The organism is Streptomyces canus, assembly GCF_001514145.1.
In the GTDB taxonomy this organism is placed as follows: Bacteria; Actinomycetota; Actinomycetes; order Streptomycetales; family Streptomycetaceae; genus Streptomyces; species Streptomyces canus.
In genome coordinates this window covers 622,392-640,620 of sequence record NZ_KQ948658.1, presented here as the reverse complement: position 1 = coordinate 640,620, position 18,229 = coordinate 622,392, and the positions used below count along the sequence as shown (strand labels likewise).

Here is an 18,229-nt window from a genome sequence, read left to right as displayed (position 1 = left end):
GGCGCTCCCCGCTCCCCCGCTTTCGGGGGAGACCTCCGGCCCGACCCAAGGAAATGGCATGTCCTCAATCAATCGACGTACCCGTATCTCCCGGCGGACCGCGATGGCACTGGCCGGTGTGTCGGTCGTCGCGGCCCTCACCGCCACGGCACCGAGCATGGCCAACGCCGTGAGCGGCAGCTCCAGCAGCACGCGGCACGCGGTCACCCGGACGCAGAACACCGAGAGCGCCGGAACCGCCCCCAACCTGCGCGTCAAGGCCGCCAACGGCATCACTTACCAGTACCGCCGATTCGGCCACCCCAGTGCGGGCAGCGTGCCCCTGGTCTTCCTGCAGCACTTCCGCGGCACCCTCGACAGCTGGGACCCCAAGCTCATCGACACCATCGCCGCCAAGCGCGAGGTCATACTCGTGGACAACGTCGGCGTCGGCGGCTCCACCGGCACCACCCCCAGCACCGTCCAGCAAATGGCCCTGGACGCCATCGACTTCATCGACGCCCTCAAGCTGCCCCGCTACGACGTGTTCGGCTTCTCCCTCGGCGGCGAGGTCGCCCAGGAGGTCGCGCTGCGCCGCCCCTGGCAGGTCCGCCGCGTCGTCCTGGCCGCCACCGGCCCCCAGGGCGGAGTGGACCAGCGCGCATCCGACCCCGACATCCTGCAGCGGACCCTGAAGGACAACCCCGGCCCCGAGGACTACCTCTTCCTCTTCTTCAAGAACACCGCCTCCAGCCAGGCCGCGGGAGGCGAGTTCCTGCAGCGCCTCGGCGAGCGCACCACCGACCACGACGCCCCCTCCAGCCTGGCCACCCGCGACCACCAGCTCACCGCGTGGTCGGACTGGGGTGTCACCGACAAGTCGAAGCTGGTCCGCCTGAAGGCCCTCTTCCAGCCCACCCTGGTCGCCGACGGCGAGAGCGACATCCTCATGCCCGCCAAGAACTCCCACCTGCTGGCCAAGTACCTCCCCGACGCCCGACTGCACATCTACCCGGACGCCGGCCACGGCTTTCTCTACCAGTACGCCGTCAAGTTCGGCACCGAGGTGAACACCTTCCTCGACCGCTGACGTATCCCCCTCAGCACTGGAGCCCAGCATGACCCAGCACAGCATGTTCAAGATCGAGACCGTGGCGCCGAGGATCCGCAGGGTCACCTTCACCAATCCGCCGGTGAACGTCGTCGGCGCGGACACCGTCACCCAACTGATCAACGTCGTCGACGAGTTGAGCCGGGACGAACAGGTCCAGGTCGTCGTCTTCGACAGCGGCACGCCCGGATACTTCTTCAACCACGCCGATCTCGGCCAGGTGCCCGAACTCCTGGCCCTGAACGCCGCGGACGGGACCCCGAGGTGGGTCGAACTCGTCACCCGCCTGACCAGCGCCCCGTTCATCAGCATCGCCTCCATCCGCGGGCGCACCCGGGGCGGAGGGGACGAGATCACCCTGGCCTTCGACCTGCGCTACGCCAGCCGCGAGGAAGCCTTCTTCTGCCAGCCCGAGGTCGCGATCGGCATCGTCCCGGGCGGTGGCGGCAGCGACCGGCTGGCCCGGCTGCTGGGACGGGACCGCGCTCTCGAAGCGATCCTCACCAGCGAGGACTACGACGCCGAGCGCGCCGAACAGTACGGCTGGGTGACCCGGGCCGTCCCCGACGCCGAACTCGACGCCTTCGTCGACGGTGTCGCGGCGCGCATCGCGTCCTTCGACAAGGCGTCCGTCCTGGGCGCCAAGGCGCAGATCAACCGGTCGACCCTGCCGCCCGTGGCCGACCTGCGCGCGTCCTGGGCGGAGTTCGCGGAGTCCGTCAACTGGCCGGGATTCCAGGCCCGCGTGCCGCAACTCGGGAAGGCCATCGCCGAGATCGGTCTCGACGAGATCGAGCGGAACCTCGGCCACTACGCCGGCCTCATCAACCAGCAGGCATAGGCACCGAGGACGTGGCCGGCCGCCACATTTCTCTCCCCCCACTCGCCATCGTTTTCCCGTGCACGATGAGGAGCTTTTCCATGGCCCTCTCCACGAGCACCGTTCTCGTCACCGGAGCCAACCGCGGGCTCGGGCGTGGCGCCACCGTCTACGCAGGTGCCCGCAACCCCGACCAGGTGGACCTGTCCGGCGTCACGCCGATCGCGCTCGACATCACCGACCCCGCCTCCGTGGCGGCCGCGTCCTGCTGGACGCCAGGGCAGCCGGAGTGCCGCGCCCGGTCAGCGGATTGTGGACGCGCATCACCGACCTGCCGGGACTGCGCTCATTCGCCGGACAGAACCGCTCCCTCGACTACGAAGGGATGATGGCGATCCACCCTTCCCATGTCCCCGTGATCAACGAGGTGTTCTCCCCCGGCCCCGACGAACTGGCCCGCTGCGCGGAGCTGATCGCGGCGGTCGAGGCGGCACAGCGGGAGGGGACGGGCGCGGTGGCGTTCCGGGGCGAGATGGTCGACGAGGCCATGGCCGCCACGGCAGGCCTTGTCCTGGAACGACACGAAGCGCTGGTCCGCTGGGCTGAGGAACTGCCGCCGTCCGCTCCGTGATGGCCTGTAACTGCTGGAGCTCCAAGGGCCGTTGTCAGTGCCTCCTCATAAAATGAGGACATCATTCGGGGAGTCTCGGAGGGGGAACACAAACGTGCCCGCAAACAAGATCCAGCACAAGGTGAATCACGTCGCGCTGGTAGTGGACTGTTCGGGTTCGATGCGTCCGCACCAGAGTCAGCTCATTCAGGTGGTGGACGAGTTCGTGGCGGGTCTCAAGGCCGAGTCGGACAGCCTCGGCCACGAGACACGGATCAGCCTCTATTCCTTCGATCACCAGGTGGAGAACCTGGTCTGGGACATGGACGTGAAGCATCTTCCGTCCATGCGGGGGCTGTACCAGGTCAACAATGGCGCTACCGCCCTTATCGAGGCTTCTCTGAAGTCCCTGGACGACCTGGGCCATATCTGGGAGGAATACGGCGAGCACAGCTTCCTCCAGATCGTCGTCACGGACGGTGAGGAGAACGCCTCCGGCGGCGACAGGCGGCACGACGGGGACATGGCCATCCTCGGCCCCTGGCTCGACAAGATCACGGCGAAGATGCGCGGGCTTCCGGGCCACTGGACCTCCGCGATCCTCGTGCCGAACTCCCTGGCCAAGCGCACCGCCCAGAACTACGGCTTCCCGGCCGGCAACATCGCCATCTGGGATGCGGACTCGCGGAAGGGCGTCGAGGAGGCGATCGGCACCGTGCGCGCCGCCGCCACCAGCTTCCTCCGCGGACGGGAGCAGGGCGTGCGCGGCACGAAGAACCTGTTCGCTGTCGGCCAGGACATATCGGTCGACGACGTGCGGGCGAGCCTCGAACCGATTCCGGCCGACAAATACCGGCTCCTGAAAGTCGACAAGGAAGTCGAGATCCGCTCCTTCGTCAACTCGCATCCGGGCGTGACGTACGAACGTGGCTCCTGCTACTACCAACTGGGCGCCCGGGCTCAGGTTCAGCAGAACAAGGAAGTCATCGTGGTCGAGAAGGACACCGACCGCGCCTATACCGGCGACGCGGCACGCAGCCTTTTGTTCGGTTCGGATGTCCAGGGAACCGTCTCCGTGAAGGCGGGGAACAATCCCAAGTTGGAGGTGTACGTGCAGAGTCGTTCGGTGAACAGGAAACTCAAGCCGAAGACGCGTCTGCTCATCATGCTCTGAATTCTATGGGCCAACCGTGCTGAACCCGGGAACGGGCCCATCCGGTCGTACACCGGATGGGCCCGCGTCGGCTTGACCGCGCACCGGGTTCAGTCCGTCGAGTCGACGTCCGCCTTCCGCCAACGCGCGCGCAGACTGAACGCCGCGCTCTTCGGCCGGCGTTCGCGGGTGAACACTCCCTTCTTGTTTCCGTCGACGCGGAAGACACCGGGCGCCGTGGCGAAGTCGGCGAAGTTCCAGACCTGCTCGCCGACGACCGCGTCGACGCGGTCGAACACCCGGTGGTACACATCGAGCAGTTCGGTCTGGTACTCCTCGGTCCACGGGCTGGGTACGACGCTGCGCAGTCCCGGGTAGGCGTCCGATCCGTACTCGGTGATGACGATGGGCTTGTCGTGCGCGGCCCACTGCCGCAGTTCCGCCTCCAACTCCGTCTCGGCCGTCGCCAGGTCGTCGGGGCCGAAGTACCAGCCGTAGTAACGGTTGAGGAGCACGACGTCGAACAGGTCGGTGACCACACACTGGTCCGGTTTGCCCATGAGCGCGTTGACGTAGGCGACGGGACGTGAGGGATCCAGTCGGCGTGCCTCGGCCGCCAGTGGTGCGAAGTAGTCGCGCGCCTCCGGTTGGACGTTGTCCGGCTCGTTGGCGATGGACCACAGCACGACACTCGGATGGTTCTTGTCGCGCTCCACGAGCTCCCTCAGCGCCTGCAGGTGCGTGCGTTGTGTGCTCTCCCCCACGGTGTCGGGCGAGAACGTCGACGCCTTCCGGCCGGAGCCGAAAACGCCTCCCGCGATGTTCAGGTTCAGGCCGACGGCCGCCGTCTCGTCGATGACCACCACCCCCTGTCGGTCCGCGTAGTCCAGCACCTCCTCGGCATAGGGGTAGTGCGAGGTGCGGAACGAGTTCGCGCCGGTCCACTCCAGCAGGGCGAAGTCATGCACCATCAGGGTGTCGTCGTGGGCCCTGCCGCGTACGGCGGCGTCCTCGTGTTTGCCGAAACCCTTGAAGTAGAACGGGATTCCGTTGATCAGGAATTCCGTGCCCCGTACCTCCACGGTGCGCACGCCCACGGACTGCCGGTAACTGTCGACGAGGTCGCCGGAGGTGCTCCACAGCGTGGCTTCGAGTTCGTAGAGGTAGCCGTCTCCCGGCGCCCAGGGGTGCACGTCCTCGATCCTGAGTGTCCCCTCCGCGCCGGTGGCCGCCTGGACCTCGACCCCGGAGGCGTCGCGCAGCGAGACACGCACCTCGTGCTCTTCGGCTTGTGCGGTGCTGTCCACGCGGTAGGCGACGAGGCCGGTCGTGTCCCGCAGGCCGGTGGTCACGGTGATGTCGGTGATGTGGACGGCGGGCGTGGTGTACAGCCACACGGGCCGGTGCAGACCCGCGTAGTTGAAGAAGTCCTGGAAGTAGTGCTGCACCCGGCGGCCGTCCGCTCGTTCCTCCACCCGGCCGGGCGGTATCGACTCCCAGGTCAGTTCGTTGTTGACCACGACGGTGACACGGTTCTCGGCACCCGGCCGCAAGTGCGCCGTGACGTCGGCCTCGAAGGGGGTGTAACCGCCTTCGTGCCGGGCGACCTCGACATCGTTCACCCAGGCGATGGCGCGATGCGTCGCGGCGTCGAAGCGGAGTACCGTCCGCTCCCCCGCCCACCGGTCGGGAACCCATACCTGCGTCTGGTACCAGACGTCCCCGACATGGTCGCGGACGGTCTTGTCCGGGAAGATGTCGTTGTAGCTGGCCGGCACCGGGATGTCCACGGCGCTCGCGAGCTGCGAGCGCCACCAGCCCTCGGCACGGCCGGCACCCTCCGCGTCCAGGCGGAAGCTCCACAGGCCGCCGAGAGAGCGGCGTTCACGAGTGGGGCCGTCCTGGGGACGAAGCATGGTTGGTTCTCCTGTTCTGTGTGCGTCTGTCGACGCGGCGGTCTACTTGATGCCGGTGTTGGCGATGCCCTGGATGAAGGTCCGTTGCAGGGCGAGGAAGAGCAGGATGATCGGTGTGACGACCGTGACCGCCCCGGCCAGCAGCAGGCCGTAGTTGGTGCCGTTGGCTCCCGTGGAGAACAGGGCGAGGGCGACGGGCAGCGTGTAGTGGTCCTCGGTCTGCGCGATGACGAGCGGCCACAGGAAGTTGTTCCACTGCGCGAGGAAGGTGAGGATCGCCAGTGTCGCCAGCGCCGGCCGTGTCAACGGCAGGATCACCCTGAGGAAGATCCGGGATTCGCCCGCACCGTCGAGGCGCGCCGCCTCGACGAGGGCGTCGGGGATGTCCCGGATGAACTGCCGCATGATGAACACGCCGAACGGTGTCACGAGGAAGGGCAGGATGAGCCCGAGGTAGGAGTTGCCCAGGCCCATGTTGCTGACGAGCACGAACAGCGGGACGAAGGTCGTGACGCCGGGGATGATCAGCATGGTGAGGACCAGGCCGAAGAGCAGACGCTTCCCCGCGAACTCGATCTTCGCGAAGGCGTATCCGGCCATCGAGCAGAACAGCAGGTTTCCCAGCACACAAGCCACCGCGACGACCGTGCTGTTCAGGAAGTACAGTCCGAAGTTCTGCTTGGACAGCAGTTGTTCGAAGTTGGCGAAGGTCGGGGACCGGGGAAGCCAGGAACTCGGATGGGCGACGATCTCGCCCGTCGGTTTCACCGAGCCGAGGAACATCCAGGCGAAAGGCGCCAGCGTCGCGAGCAGTCCGAGCACGAGGGCGCCGTAGAGAACGAGACGAGCGGTGGGGACCCGCCGGGACGGACGCCGGTCGCCGAACGCCGCTCCCGTCGTTGTGGTGGTGGCGGTCATGTCAGGCCCTCGCTCGGAAGATGCGGAACTGAAGAAGGCTCAGCAGGGCGATCGCGGTGACCAGCACATAGGACGCGGCGGACGCCAGTCCGTAGTTCCCGAAGCCGAATTGCTGGTAGGCGTAGTAGCTGATCGACGTCGTGCTGTCCAAGGGGCCGCCGCTCGTCATGACGAACGGTTCCTCGAAGAACTGGAGGTAGCTGACGCTGAGCAGGATGGCGACCACCAGCGTGGTGGGCCGCAGCAGCGGCAAGGTCACACTGCGGAAGGCCCGCCAGCGGGACGCGCCGTCCACGACGGCCGCCTCGTGCAGTTCGGGCGGTATCGACTGCAGTCCCGCCAGGAAGATCACCATGGGGATGCCGAAGTGCCGCCAGACGGCCATCAGTATGAGGGCGGGCATGGACCAGGTGGGATCGTTCAGCCAGTCCGGCCCCGAGATCCCCACGACGGACAGGACCGAGTTGATCATCCCGTCGGGCTTGTAGAGGTACCTCCACACGACCGCCACCGCCACGATGCTCGTCACGACCGGAGCGAAGTAGGCGACCCGGAAGAGGCCCTTCGCGCGCTGGATCCCGGAGTTGAGTGCGACGGCGACGGCGAGGGAGAGCACCATCGTCAGCGGTATACCGACGGCGACGAAATAGAGCGTGTTCAAAGCGGCGCGGACGAAGGTGGGATCGTCGAAGAGCGCGGTGTAGTTCTCCAGGCCGACGAAGTTGACGCTGAAGGGCGTCCGCACGTCCCTGCTGGTGATGTCGGTGACGCTCATCGACAGTGACGAGAAGACCGGCCAGATGCCGAACGTGGCGAACAGCAGGACGAAGGGTGAGCAGAAGGCCCAGGCGACCACTGTGCGCCGCAGGCGTCCGGAACCGTGCCTCGACCTTTGAGCCGGCTGCCTGGTGGAGGACTTCTCGCGTACGGGTTTCAGGGAGGTCGCCGTGGTCATCGAGTCGGCCCCGTTCCGATCGCGGACGCTTTCGCCTGGATCCGTTCCAGGGCCGCCTTCGGTGACGAGACCCCCTTGGCCACCTTCTCGATCTCGGCATCGAGGACCGCTGAGACCTGCTTCCAGGTGGTGACGGTCGGGCCGGGCAGCGCGGTCCGGAGCTGGGATCGGAAGACGGCCAGCGTCGGGTCCGACTTGAGCTTCCCCTCGTCCCAGGCCGCCTGGACGGCGGGAAGGTCTCCGGACTGTTCGTACCAGTCCTGCTGGATGTCGGGCCGGGAGAGCCACCGGATGAACTTCCAGGCGCCGTCGCGGTTCTTCGCGTTCTTGAACACCGCCCAGTGCCCTCCGCCGATGAAGCTGGCGTTGGACGTCGCTCCCTTCGGGAGCGTGGCGACCCCCACCTTGTCCTTGACGAAGTCCGCACCGCCCGCCCCCTTCAGCAGCGCCGTTTCCCAGGGGCCCGAGACGAGTGCGGCGGTGGAACCGGCGACGAACTGCGGCTCGATCTCCCCCAGACTCACCGCCCCGTTGCGGGTGGCGGTCTTCGACGTGAAGAACGACTGGTAGTACTCCAGCCCCTTGAGCGCCTCGGGTGTGTCGAAGGTGAACTCGGTGCTGTTCTCGTTCATGAGATGCGCACCGGCCTGCCACATGAAGGGCAGGACGCCCTGCCAGCTCGCCGCCACGCCGGTGGGCAGCGCCAGGCCCCACTTCGCGCCCTGCTTCTGGAGGGCCTTGAGGAACGGGCCGTACTCCTTCCAGGTCTTCGGCGCGGAGACTCCGGCAGCCTGTGCCAGGTCCTTGCGGTAGAACAGGACGCGGGTGTCCACATACCAGGGGACGCCGTACGTGCCCCCGTCGTAAGTGGTGCTCTGATTGGCGCCTCGGTAGAAGGACGAGGTGTCGACGAGACCGGCCGGCACCTGCTCGAGTCCGCCCGTCGAGGCGAAGTTCGTCAGGTCGGCGGATCCGACGAGCGTGGCGTCCGGCGTGTCCTGGGAGGCGATCGCCGTTTCGACCTTCTTGGCGTAGTCCTGCCACGGGATGGCCGTGACCTTCACCTTCGCGTCCGGGTTGGCCTTCCGGAAGCGCGCGGCCAGCTCGGGCAGGCGCTCGCCCTCGGTGCCCATGGCCCAGACGTTGATCTCGCCCTTGGCAGGTGAGTCGCTGACGGGAGCGCCCTTGGCGCCCCCACTGCCTTGTGTGTCGGACCGGCCGCAACCGGCCAGAACCAGTGTGGCGGCCAGACCGCCGATGATCGCTTTCGACAAATGTGAGGTGGACATCCTTGTCCGTCTCCTCTCCACCCGGTGGATGCGTGAGCGGCCCTACCGCACGTCGTGGTGTGGGTCAGCGAGACCGTACAGCGAAAACCGAACAGGTGCCACACTTTCGGCGGGGGTGATGTTGGCGGATTATCGGCCGGACACCGCCCCGCACCGCCCGCTTAGGGTTGGGGGTATGACCGAGAAGACGGCGGCCCGTCCGGCCACTCGCCGAGGCCCGTATGCCAAGAGCGCACAGCGCAGGGCCGAGATCGTCGCCTCGGCGACCGCCGTGTTCGCGGCTCGCGGTTACCGTGGAGGGTCCCTGAGGGAGATCGCCAAGCAGCTCGACCTCAGCCTGACCAGCGTCGTGCACCACTTTCCGAGCAAGAGCGCGCTCCTCGTGGCCGTCCTCGAGAACGCGGACTCCGCGAGCATCGACTCCTTCGAGGCGGACAGCCGGGGAAAGGGTGTGGCCTACGCGGTCCTGCGGTACGTCCGCCGCAACCTGGAAAGGCAGGAGATGCTGCGGCTCCTCGCCTTGATGGCCGCGGAGGCCTCGGCTCCCGACCACCCGGCGCACGAGTGGTTCCGTGACAGGTACGAGCGGGTCGTCACCGCTTTCACCACCGCGGTACGCAGGGACCAGGACCTGGGTCGCATCTCGAACCCCAGGCACCCCGAGCTGATCGCGGCGGCCCTTGTCGCGATGTGGGACGGCCTCCAACTCCAGTGGCTCATCGACCCGCGGCGTGATCTCCTGGCCGGGATGTCAGCCGGCTTGGAGGATCTGCTGGGCGGTCCTGCCGTCGGCGACCGGAACCCGTAGCAGCATCCGGCGGCCTCTCCCGAACAGATGGCCGCCGCCCGCTCGTCTCGGTGCGTTGTCGGGGTCCGGTTCGGCGTCAGGAGCCTCAGGCGAGACTGCGGCGCCGCCGTTCAGCATCATGGACCGGTCGCGGTGAGCTATCGTCCGGCGCCCGACATCACGTGGGCAATGGCCCTGTCACGCCGAGTCGGCGACCCCGCTGAGCCCCCGCATCCGGTCGGCGACGTCCTTGGCGGCGACGTCGGCCGCGGTCAGGTCGAGCGTGCCGGTCCCGGGCCGCGCGGTGATCAGGACGCGTTCGACGGGACGCTGCTGCAGTCCGCCCTCGGCGGCCATCGCCTCCGCCCGGCCCGCCTCACCGATGCGGAAGTCCTCCGTGGTGGCCGGGTTGCCTCCGACCGTGATGCCCACACCGAGGCAGAGAGCCACGAACAGAAGCCAGCAGACGATCGCGCGCCACGGGTGTCCGGCGCTCCAACGAGCCATGCGTACAGGGAGATTCTTCATGTCGTTCATGCTGGTCGGCGGCGGGTTCGCGCCGACAGCCTCGACAGGTTGAACCTAGGGTCCACCGACTGGTGGACCCGGCCGGACCGGGGCGCCCAGGTGCCCTCGGCGGTGATCGGTGAGCCTCTGCGAACCGGCCACCGCGGTCTCGGCCGGGAAGCCGCCTACCTGACGTCGACGAAGTCGCCGGGCGCCGTCGCCGAGCCGGTCGTGGTGGTGCCGGCGAACACGAAGCGGTAGAAGCCGTCGGAGCCGGCCTTGGTGGTGGTGCTCAGGGCGCCGGTGTTGCTGCCGGTCTTGACCGTCTTGAGGGTGGTGTAGGTGTTGCTGCCCTTCTTGCGGAACTGCAACTTCACCGGCTGGCTCGTGTATCCCGAGTACTTCCCCGTGGTCCAGTTGGCGCGGCTCAGCTTGCCGGTGACCGTGATGGTCTTGCCCTTCTTCACCGGCTCCGGGGAGGCGTTGGCGGTCAGCTTGGCGGCACGCTTGATCTTGGTCCTGGCGACGTCGTCGTCGTAGCTGGCGTTCGCGTAGAGGTCATAGGCGCCCAGGAAGAGTTTCCAGGTCCCCGCGGTGCCGTTGCCGTCCTTGAAGGCGACCGCGGGGTCGATGGTGAAGACCGTCTTGCAGCTGTAGCTGTAGCCGTTCTGGACCGGCGTCTCCGTGCAGGTGGGGTAGTCGTCCGACTCCAGGCCGCCGGTGATGGTGTCCGTGCTCGAACTGTCGGTGCCCTGCCACAGGAACGCCTGGGTGATGGCTACGCCTTCCTCGTCGAAGGCGGTGAACGTGACGGGAACGGCCTTCTTGCCCGTTACGCCGAGAACGATGTCCTTGCCCTTGTTGACGACTCCGTTCTTGAACGTGGTGCCGCCCAGCGCGTCCTGCGGCCGGACGCTCTGCGAGGCGAGGACTCTGAGATCCGTCGCCGCCCCAGGGTGCTCCGCTGCCTGGGCGGCGCCCGGAAGAACGAGCCCCGAGAGTACGACGGCGCCGGAAAGGACGGTGGCCGCAGTGCGTACACGCATGTGATTCCCCCAAGGTGAGGTCGGGTGGCCCTGCCGGACTGGGCTTGTGGCAGGGCCCGTTGATGTGGTGAAGAGGTCGGTGCACGCCCGGATCCCGCGGAAGCGGCTCAGGGCGTGGGAGAGCGGAGGACGTCGCCGATGTCGAAGCTGCGGTCGGGCGTCGGGTAGAGGTCCGTCGGGTAGAAGTCCGTCGGCTGGGAGCCCGGTGTGGGTACATCGGCCGGGTCGGCGGTGGGCTTGCCGTCCGGGCTGCACACCTGCGGTGCCGAGGGCTGGGACAGTTCGAAGTCGGCGACCCGTTTCGACCGGAAGTCCACAGTGCCGCGACTCCAGCGGTCCTCTCCGACGCCGACCTCGATCTCGACCTCCTCGGGCAGTTCCTTGCTCGTCAGCGGCTTGCCCACGGTGATCGAGACGAGGGCGCCCTCGCAGGGACTGCGGTCCGTCGCGTAGAGGGACGTAGGCAGGGCGACCGTCTGCTCGACGCTCGCGTCCGCATGGAGTTCGACGCGCTTCACCCGGCGGATGTCGAAGTAGTAGGCGGGTCGAGTCCCGTCCGAGAGCCGATCGCCGTTCGCGACTCCGTACACCAGCTTCCAGAACTCGACCTGCACGGTGATCTTCCGGCAGAGCGGGCCGTTGTACCCCGGCATGCTGGCAACCCTCAGCCCGTCGCCCCTGTAGTTCTCCTTGGGTGTGTCGACGACACGCCGGACCCAGTCCCTGGATTCCTCGGCCGTCCACCCCTTGTTGTCGTGGCAGCCGGACGCCCCGGTCGGATACGGCGGAGTGAGAGACGGGGTCGGCGAAGGGATCGGCGAGCCGGACACCCCCGTCGCGCTCTCGGACGGATCCCCGGAAGGGGAGGTGCCGTGGGCGCTCGAACACCCCCCGGTGAACAGGACGGCCACGGCGAGGGCCGCGACGACAGGCACGACGGAGTCCGTCCGCCCGAGGATGCGCCCCGGTACGTACCTCATCGGTCGAACCAGTTCCTGGCTTCCACGGTGCTGAAGCCCCGCAGCACGGCGAGGGCGAAGACGATGCCCGGGGCAACCGAGACGCCGCCTCCCTGAAGTAGGCCCAGCACACCGCTCAGCAGAAGCGCCCCGGCGATCAGCAGCGACAGCACGGCCTGGACCCGTACCCCCACCAACGCCGGCCTGACACTCCTCGGCATCTGCGCTTTCACGCTCGGTGTCGTCATGAATGCAAGGAAACGGCACGCATGTCAGGGACACGTCGGTAGGAGTACGTAGTCCATGTACGTATGTGCCATCGCCGCCGGGCCGCCGCGATCTCCTCGGCCGTCGTTCCGGCGCGCGGAAACATGCTGTCCGCTCTCGGCGACGAGGTCCATGGGCGAGACACGGAATGCGAGCTTGGTGCGAGATGGTTGTCGCCCGTCAACACCGTTGCCGTGGCTCCCCCAGCACTCGGGGAAGCCTCAGGTAGAGCGTCAAGCGGCACAGCCGCCGGCTGTCGGCGTCAGCGTCGGCTGAACGCAGGCGTTGCCCGATAATCGGCCGTAACCCCATGTGAGTTCTCGTGCCCCTGAACGTGAGCTCCGCGGTGGTCGGGTTTCGCCGGCCGGGAATTGAGGTGCAAGCTGGAAAGGAGGCCACCTCGCGGTCTCTCGCCACTCCGAGTGAGCTCCCTGGAGCTCGGCAGGAGGGAAGCGAAATGACAGAGCAGGTCACCACCGGTACACATTGGCGCCTGGCCGGTGATTGGTTCGATGTGTGCAAGTGCGCCATACCGTGCCCCTGCACGTTTGCACAGCCCCCGACGTACGGCGACTGCGAGGGCGTGCTGGTCTGGCATATACGGGAAGGAAGCTTCGGCGACGTGCGGCTCGACGATCTCAACGTCCTGATGCTCGGCTCCTTCGTCGGCAACGTCTGGGCCGGCACGCACACCGACGCGTACGCCGCGGTCTTCCTCGACGAGCGCGCCGACGAGCAGCAACGCGGTGCGCTCGGGGCCATCTTCGGTGGGGAGGCGGGCGGATGGCCCGCACAGTTCGGAGAGATGCTCCACCCTGAGATGCGCGGCATGGACATCGCCCCCATCCATGTGGAGATCGACGAGGACCTCGCGACCTGGCGAGCCGAGATTCCGGGCCGGGTCACGGCCACCGCTGAGGCTCTCACCGGCCCGACGTCAGCGGATGGCGTACGAGTCCAGGTTCATAATGCCCCGGGCGCCGAGGTCGGGCCGGGCCAGGTCGCCACCTGGGGACGGGCCACCGTCGATCGCGCCGAGGCGTTCGGCTTCTCGTGGGAACGCTCGGGGAAGTCGAGCAAGCACTTCCCCTTCGACTGGAGCGGTCCTGACTGACGAACTGGGCGGCCCGGCCAGAGCCTTACCCGGCCGGAAGCAACACCGGTGCCGTGCCACGGCCGTTTCATCCCCGGCCGAATCCGTGAACACGTGACCCATTGCTTACTCGTGTTCGGGCATACGAGGCGGGTTCCCCGTTCGGAGTCATCGGAAATGGGGCGAGGCGCCCCGGCCACCGCGGCTGGTCGCGTTCATCGGCGGGCAGCCGCAGTCCACGGCGGCGTCCACATCGCCGTCACGTCCCGCTCATCGACGGCATCGCCCCCTGCAGCCCCGGCAGCAGCCAGTCCTGGAACGGCGCGAGCACGGCCAGCACGAGGAACGCGATGCCCACCACCCGGGCGAGTAGCGGGCCACGGGGCCACAACTTCTCCACGAAGATCACCACGGCCAGTCCGGCCATCGCCGCCACGTTCATCACGCCGAGCGGGATCAGGACGACCATCAGTCCCGCGCAGCAGCCGACGCAGTAGGCGCCGTGATGGCAGCCGACCCGAAGGTCGCGGGCCGGCTGCCGGAACCCGGCGTAGCGCACCAGGTGGCTCATGGGGTCGCGGCAGTGCCGCAGACATACGTGCTTGAGGGGGCCGAGCTGATACAGGCCCGCGAGCAGGAAGGCCACCGCGCCGATCCAGCGTCCGACGGTCGGGGGGTCGTCCACCAGTCCGCCGGTAAGGGCCAAGGCCGCGTAGGCGAGCAGTCCGAAGGCGGTCCACACCAGCAGGTACCCGCCCACGAACTCGACGGTGCGCACGGTCCGCGTCCAGCCGGAGGACTGCCGCCCGATCCCCCGCACCCACGTGATCGCCACCGGCGCCATGGACGGCAGCATCATGGCCGCCATCATCGTCACCCACAGCAGCAGGAACAGCGGCAGCGCCATCCCCATCGTGCCGGGCTCGACCCCCATGTCCCGGGCCTGCCCGACCGTCAGCACCCAGGCCGGCACCGCAATCAGGACGACCAGGAACCAGGCGGCCGCGAGGTCCCGCGCCGGCAACAAGCCACCGCCCGCTCCGGTCGGCGCGGGCGACCGGGCGGATGCGAAGGTGGAAATCCGGCTGTGACCCATCGGCGTGTACTCCTGCGGATAATTCCAGGACAGCACGCATCCCTCTGAGGCGCGACCTCGCACGCCCCTGGCCGATCGAGCACGGCCGCTCCCTTCGCCGGGGCCTGTACACACGGCGGTGCCGTCGGTGCCTGTCGCACCGGCCCGGACGCGGAGGACAAGGGCTGCTGCTGACGGCGTCGATGGCGGATTGCGATTGACGAGCGAGGGCTCGCCGTTCGCGGGGAAGCTCGCGGCGCTCATCGGGCACCGGGGCGGCCGCGTCGCGGCAGCCGCTCGGCGACCAGGTCGTAGGAATCCTCGACCGCGCCGGTGACCAGCCGCTCGGTCATGCCGGGTCCAGGCCCGAGCGAGATCCAGTGGCGTTTGTCGAGATAGCGGCCCGGTGTGATCGAGGCGTAGCCGCGTACGTGTGCGCGGGCGTGTTCGGGTTCGCACTTGACCGTGATGATCTGCTCGTCCGGGTCGTCGGTGACGATCAGGAACACCTTGCCCGCGACCTTGTACACGTCGAGTCCCGGGGTGAAGGGGTAGCCGTGGCTGACGTCGGGGAGGGCCAGGGCCGCCTGGCGGGCTGCGTCCTGGAGCCGGTCGCCGGCCGCGCTCATCGGGCCGCCCGTGCGCCGATGCCGTAGGTGTGTGGGTCGACGGGCCGCTCGGCCCTGGGCAGGTGGGCGACGACGAGCCGGTAGGAGTCGGTGACGAGTTCCTCGACCAGCTTCTTGTCGACGCCTTCTCCGCTCTCCAGGGTGATCCAGTGCTTCTTGTTCATGTGGTAGCCGGGGGTGATGTGGCTGTACTGCTCCCGCAGGGCGTGGGCCTCGCCGGGGTCCGCCTTGAGGATCACGACGGGACGCCCCGGGACTTCGGTCATCAGCATGAACACCTTGCCGCGCACCTTGTAGACCTCCCAGTCGGGGCCGAAGGGGTGCTCCAGCTGGGCTCCGGGGAGTTCCTCCGCGCAGTCGGCGGCGGTCTTGTGCAGGGTCGATGGGTTCATGGGTGGTGAGCCTTCTCGAGTGGTGACGGACTGTGGCATCGAAGGAGGCGGAGGGCGCGCCGCGCGGGCGCGGGAGGGGGCACGTCCCATCCTTGCGTCGAAGCCGACTGGAAGGGCGGTAGGCTGCGGACACGTGATGGTCGAAAAGCGACACTCCGGGCCGAGCGGGCAGGCCGGACCAGCTGCTGTTCCGCTGTACGGTTTCCAGCCCCCGGTCGGTACTCCCTACGGCCTTGAGGTGAGTACCGTCGAGGATTTCTTCGCCCAGCACGACGACTGGCCGTGGAACCCGCCCCGTCCGGGCCGTGCCACCTTCCACTACCTCATCGGGGTCACCGAGGGTGAGTTGCGGCACGACGTCGACTACGTCACGCGGACCGTCGCCGCCGGCCAGTGGCTGTGGGTGCGTCCCGGGCACGCGCAGTGCTGGCATCCGCCCGGCGCGGCCCGCGGCCCGTTCATCCTGTTCGAACCGGACGTGCTGCGGCCCGACCTCGCCCGTCTCCTGGCCCCGCTCACCGGGCACGAGGCCCCTGCCGTGCTCAGCCCGCACCCCGACGACACCGCCTGGCTCCAGCAGACGGCATTCCAGCTCCTGGACGAACACCGCGCACTGGGGCGCCGCCCTCTCGACATCCACCACGCCCTGCGGCGCAGCCTGCTCGAATCGCTGCTGCTGCGTCTGGCCAACTCCCCGGGCATCGCCCCCATCGGCACGGCCACGGCCGGCGCGGGCCGTGCCGACAGGTACGGGCGCTTCCTGGACGCCTTGGAGCTGCACTTTCGCGAGCTGCACCAAGCCGCGGACTACGCCGAGTTGCTCGGCTGTTCGGTCCGCACCCTGAGCCGTGCCGCCCGGGACGCCACCGGCAAGGGGGTACGTGAACTCATCGACGAGCGGCGCCTCCTGGAAGCCCGGCGCCTGCTGGGAGGTGCCCGGTGGGATGCCCGGACTGTGGCCGTCCACCTCGGCTTCACCGACCCCGCGAACTTCGGCCGCTTCTTCCGTGACCGCACCGGCCTCACCCCGGCCGCCTTCGCGGCCGGCGAGGCCACGACCGTCCCCCCTCCTCTCCCTGGTTGACGATCTCGGTGGTTTCCGGCTGGGTCTCAGTCGACGGACTCGATGGTGACGTCGACCGTGCCGTCGTACTTCTTGAAGGCATCGGCCCCCGAGTCGATTTCGCCGAGGACGATGATGCCGGGGTCGGGGATGGACTGGCCGTCGTGGTCATAGAAGACGGCGATGTCGGGACCGGGTGACCAGTAGGCGATGTTGCCGATCTCGTAGCTGGACCGCGGCTCGCCGCCTGCGGTGAGAGACCGGGGCAGATGACCGTACTTCTCGCGCTTGAGCAGGTCGTTCATCTGCAGCGTCAGCGGAAGCAACGAGGCGAAGTCGCGTGCCGTCGCGTTGTCGTCGAGGGTTGCGTTGAGGACGGTTTCTCCGGCGGTCAGTCGGATTCTCATATGGGCTCTGCCCTCTGGGGTGTTGTTGGAGTGATCGTCGACGGCCGACACGTACGCCATGTCCATCGAGGCTTGGAGCTGGTCGGCCATTTGCCCGGCACGGCCACGGCCGGCCCATGAGTTCCTGTGCCAGTTCCTCTTACGGATGCAGTGGCCGGCCGTTGTCGCCCGTCGCGCATCGGGGGTGGTTGGTTGTCTTTTCTCGGTTGCCCAGGTCTCAGCCCTCCAGGACGACGACGTGCTTGCCCGGCGTGGTGCCGGACTCGACGTCGGCCTGGGCGTCACGGACCTGTTCCAGGCCGTGGTAGACCTTCGCGACCGGGACTTCGAGGCGCCCTGCGGCGATGGCCTGGAGCTGGTGGGCGAAGACGTCGGCCGGGAGGTCGGCGGCCTGACCGCCGTAGGACGTCAGCCGCACCCCGCCAGGGATCATGAACGGGGTGAAATCGGGGATCGTCCACTGGCCCGCCAGGGCTCCGGTGAAGCAGACCGTGCCGTGCCGGCGGACGGTGCGGAGGGTGTCGGCGAGGACCGAGCAGCCCACCAGCTCCAGCACGGCGTCGACACCCTCCGGCATCAGCTCGCGCACCTGGTCCGCGATCGTGCCGCTGTCGACCAGGGGATGGTCGACGCCCGCGGCCCGCAGTCCCCCGGCCCTCTCCGGGCTGCGGGTGGTGGACAGCACGGTGGCTCCGAGGTCCTTCGCGATCGTGGCCGCGCTCAGCCCGACCGTGGAGGTGCCGCCGCGGATCAGCAGGGTCTGCCCGGCCTTGAGGTCCAGGCCGGTGGTCAGCGATCCGTAGGCGGTCTGGAACATCTCCGGCAGCGCACCGACGACCTCCCACGGCAGTCCGGTCTCAAACGGGATGACCTGCGCTGCGGGGACGGTCACGTATTCGGCGTACGCGCCGTCGTACGAGCGGCCCATGCCGCCCATCATCGTGGCCACCTGCTGTCCCGGCCGCAGTCCGCTGTCCTTGTCGGCCTCATCGACCACGCCGACGCCCTCGATGCCGGGCACACGCGGGTAGGTGACCACCGCGTCCGACTCGCCCTTGCGGGTGGTGACCTCGGACTCGTTGACGCCGAACGCCTTCACTCTGATCCGCACCCAGCCGGGCTTGCGTACGGGCACCGGCACATCCTTGATCTCCAGTGCGTCGAGGCCGCCGGGCCGGGTGACGACGGCGGCCCGCATCGTCGCCGGTGCGGCGTCGCCGGCTGCTGTCGGTTGGCTCATGTCGAGTTCCTCA

Annotated in this window: 19 protein-coding genes and 2 pseudogenes; 8 read left to right on the top strand and 13 right to left on the bottom strand. The window is 68.2% G+C overall.

Annotation, left to right across the window (positions count from 1 at the left end; genetic code table 11):
* The first annotated feature begins 58 nt into the window (after window positions 1-58).
* The 5 genes and pseudogenes from AQJ46_RS12310 to AQJ46_RS12295 all read left to right on the top strand — a co-directional run bounded on the left by AQJ46_RS12310 (window position 59) and on the right by AQJ46_RS12295 (window position 3,694).
* Window positions 59-1,069, top strand: a complete 1,011-nt coding sequence (locus AQJ46_RS12310) for an alpha/beta fold hydrolase (protein ID WP_208616918.1) — start codon at window positions 59-61, stop codon at window positions 1,067-1,069.
* A gap of 28 nt (window positions 1,070-1,097) precedes the next feature.
* Window positions 1,098-1,931: an enoyl-CoA hydratase/isomerase family protein gene (locus AQJ46_RS12305; protein WP_059205593.1), complete on the top strand. Its 834-nt coding sequence runs from the start codon at window positions 1,098-1,100 to the stop codon at window positions 1,929-1,931.
* A gap of 80 nt (window positions 1,932-2,011) precedes the next feature.
* Window positions 2,012-2,185, top strand: a pseudogene (locus AQJ46_RS57195) (short-chain dehydrogenase); the annotation flags it as partial.
* 14 nt (window positions 2,186-2,199) lie between these two features.
* The gene (locus tag AQJ46_RS12300; RefSeq protein WP_225887325.1) at window positions 2,200-2,541 is read left to right on the top strand and encodes a hypothetical protein; all 342 of its coding nucleotides are present in this window, start codon (window positions 2,200-2,202) and stop codon (window positions 2,539-2,541) included.
* 94 nt (window positions 2,542-2,635) lie between these two features.
* Window positions 2,636-3,694, top strand: coding sequence for a vWA domain-containing protein (locus tag AQJ46_RS12295; protein WP_059205592.1), 1,059 nt, complete (start codon window positions 2,636-2,638; stop codon window positions 3,692-3,694).
* A gap of 89 nt (window positions 3,695-3,783) precedes the next feature.
* On the opposite strand, the gene uidA is transcribed toward AQJ46_RS12295, so the two are convergent.
* The 4 genes from uidA to AQJ46_RS12275 are packed head-to-tail and all read right to left on the bottom strand — an operon-like array spanning window position 3,784 to window position 8,751.
* Window positions 3,784-5,589 carry a beta-glucuronidase gene (gene uidA, locus AQJ46_RS12290; protein WP_059205591.1) on the bottom strand — a complete coding sequence of 602 codons (1,806 nt, stop codon included), beginning with the start codon at window positions 5,587-5,589 and terminating at the stop codon, window positions 3,784-3,786.
* A gap of 42 nt (window positions 5,590-5,631) precedes the next feature.
* Window positions 5,632-6,507 carry a carbohydrate ABC transporter permease gene (locus AQJ46_RS12285; protein ID WP_059205590.1) on the bottom strand — a complete coding sequence of 292 codons (876 nt, stop codon included), beginning with the start codon at window positions 6,505-6,507 and terminating at the stop codon, window positions 5,632-5,634.
* Between the two features lies 1 nt (window position 6,508).
* On the bottom strand, window positions 6,509-7,462 hold the full coding sequence (locus tag AQJ46_RS12280; RefSeq protein ID WP_059205589.1) for a carbohydrate ABC transporter permease: 954 nt from the start codon (window positions 7,460-7,462) through the stop codon (window positions 6,509-6,511).
* On the bottom strand, window positions 7,459-8,751 hold the full coding sequence (locus AQJ46_RS12275) for a sugar ABC transporter substrate-binding protein (protein WP_063803798.1): 1,293 nt from the start codon (window positions 8,749-8,751) through the stop codon (window positions 7,459-7,461). The genes AQJ46_RS12280 and AQJ46_RS12275 overlap by 4 nt, the downstream gene beginning before the upstream one ends.
* Window positions 8,752-8,926: 175 nt before the next feature.
* On the opposite strand from AQJ46_RS12275, the gene AQJ46_RS12270 reads away from it, so the two are divergent.
* Window positions 8,927-9,559, top strand: a complete 633-nt coding sequence (locus AQJ46_RS12270; RefSeq protein ID WP_059205587.1) for a TetR/AcrR family transcriptional regulator — start codon at window positions 8,927-8,929, stop codon at window positions 9,557-9,559.
* A gap of 180 nt (window positions 9,560-9,739) precedes the next feature.
* Here AQJ46_RS12270 and AQJ46_RS12265 read toward each other — a convergent pair.
* The 4 genes and pseudogenes from AQJ46_RS12265 to AQJ46_RS12250 all read right to left on the bottom strand — a co-directional run.
* A pseudogene (locus AQJ46_RS12265) lies at window positions 9,740-10,066 on the bottom strand (MMPL family transporter); the annotation flags it as partial.
* Between the two features lie 164 nt (window positions 10,067-10,230).
* Window positions 10,231-11,091 carry a hypothetical protein gene (locus AQJ46_RS12260; RefSeq protein ID WP_059205585.1) on the bottom strand — a complete coding sequence of 287 codons (861 nt, stop codon included), beginning with the start codon at window positions 11,089-11,091 and terminating at the stop codon, window positions 10,231-10,233.
* Between the two features lie 107 nt (window positions 11,092-11,198).
* The gene (locus AQJ46_RS12255; RefSeq protein ID WP_059205584.1) at window positions 11,199-12,071 is read right to left on the bottom strand and encodes a hypothetical protein; all 873 of its coding nucleotides are present in this window, start codon (window positions 12,069-12,071) and stop codon (window positions 11,199-11,201) included.
* Window positions 12,068-12,298, bottom strand: coding sequence for a hypothetical protein (locus AQJ46_RS12250; protein WP_225887309.1), 231 nt, complete (start codon window positions 12,296-12,298; stop codon window positions 12,068-12,070). Before AQJ46_RS12250 ends, AQJ46_RS12255 begins: the two co-directional genes overlap by 4 nt.
* Before the next feature lie 476 nt (window positions 12,299-12,774).
* Here AQJ46_RS12250 and AQJ46_RS12245 point away from each other — a divergent pair, with 476 nt between their 5' ends.
* Window positions 12,775-13,431: a DUF1326 domain-containing protein gene (locus tag AQJ46_RS12245; protein ID WP_059205582.1), complete on the top strand. Its 657-nt coding sequence runs from the start codon at window positions 12,775-12,777 to the stop codon at window positions 13,429-13,431.
* 238 nt (window positions 13,432-13,669) lie between these two features.
* Here the strand turns inward: AQJ46_RS12245 and AQJ46_RS12240 are convergent, their stop codons facing one another.
* From AQJ46_RS12240 to AQJ46_RS12230, 3 genes are all read right to left on the bottom strand, one after another.
* Entirely contained in the window at window positions 13,670-14,506 is an 837-nt protein-coding gene (locus tag AQJ46_RS12240; RefSeq protein ID WP_059205581.1) for a DUF2182 domain-containing protein, read from the bottom strand.
* 239 nt (window positions 14,507-14,745) lie between these two features.
* Complete coding sequence (locus AQJ46_RS12235; protein WP_059205580.1) at window positions 14,746-15,114, bottom strand: MmcQ/YjbR family DNA-binding protein; 369 nt, start codon at window positions 15,112-15,114, stop codon at window positions 14,746-14,748.
* Window positions 15,111-15,506: an MmcQ/YjbR family DNA-binding protein gene (locus AQJ46_RS12230; RefSeq protein ID WP_059205579.1), complete on the bottom strand. Its 396-nt coding sequence runs from the start codon at window positions 15,504-15,506 to the stop codon at window positions 15,111-15,113. Before AQJ46_RS12230 ends, AQJ46_RS12235 begins: the two co-directional genes overlap by 4 nt.
* A 238-nt stretch (window positions 15,507-15,744) precedes the next feature.
* Between AQJ46_RS12230 and AQJ46_RS12225 the strand changes: the two genes are divergently transcribed.
* A complete protein-coding gene (locus tag AQJ46_RS12225; protein ID WP_225887308.1) occupies window positions 15,745-16,590 on the top strand; it encodes a helix-turn-helix domain-containing protein in 846 nt (281 codons plus the stop codon).
* Between the two features lie 26 nt (window positions 16,591-16,616).
* Here AQJ46_RS12225 and AQJ46_RS12220 read toward each other — a convergent pair whose 3' ends face one another.
* Both AQJ46_RS12220 and AQJ46_RS12215 read right to left on the bottom strand, forming a co-directional pair.
* On the bottom strand, window positions 16,617-17,036 hold the full coding sequence (locus AQJ46_RS12220; protein WP_159064018.1) for a cyclophilin-like fold protein: 420 nt from the start codon (window positions 17,034-17,036) through the stop codon (window positions 16,617-16,619).
* Window positions 17,037-17,193: 157 nt separating this feature from the next.
* Window positions 17,194-18,216, bottom strand: coding sequence for an alcohol dehydrogenase catalytic domain-containing protein (locus tag AQJ46_RS12215; RefSeq protein ID WP_059205576.1), 1,023 nt, complete (start codon window positions 18,214-18,216; stop codon window positions 17,194-17,196).
* Between the last annotated feature and the right edge of the window lie 13 nt (window positions 18,217-18,229).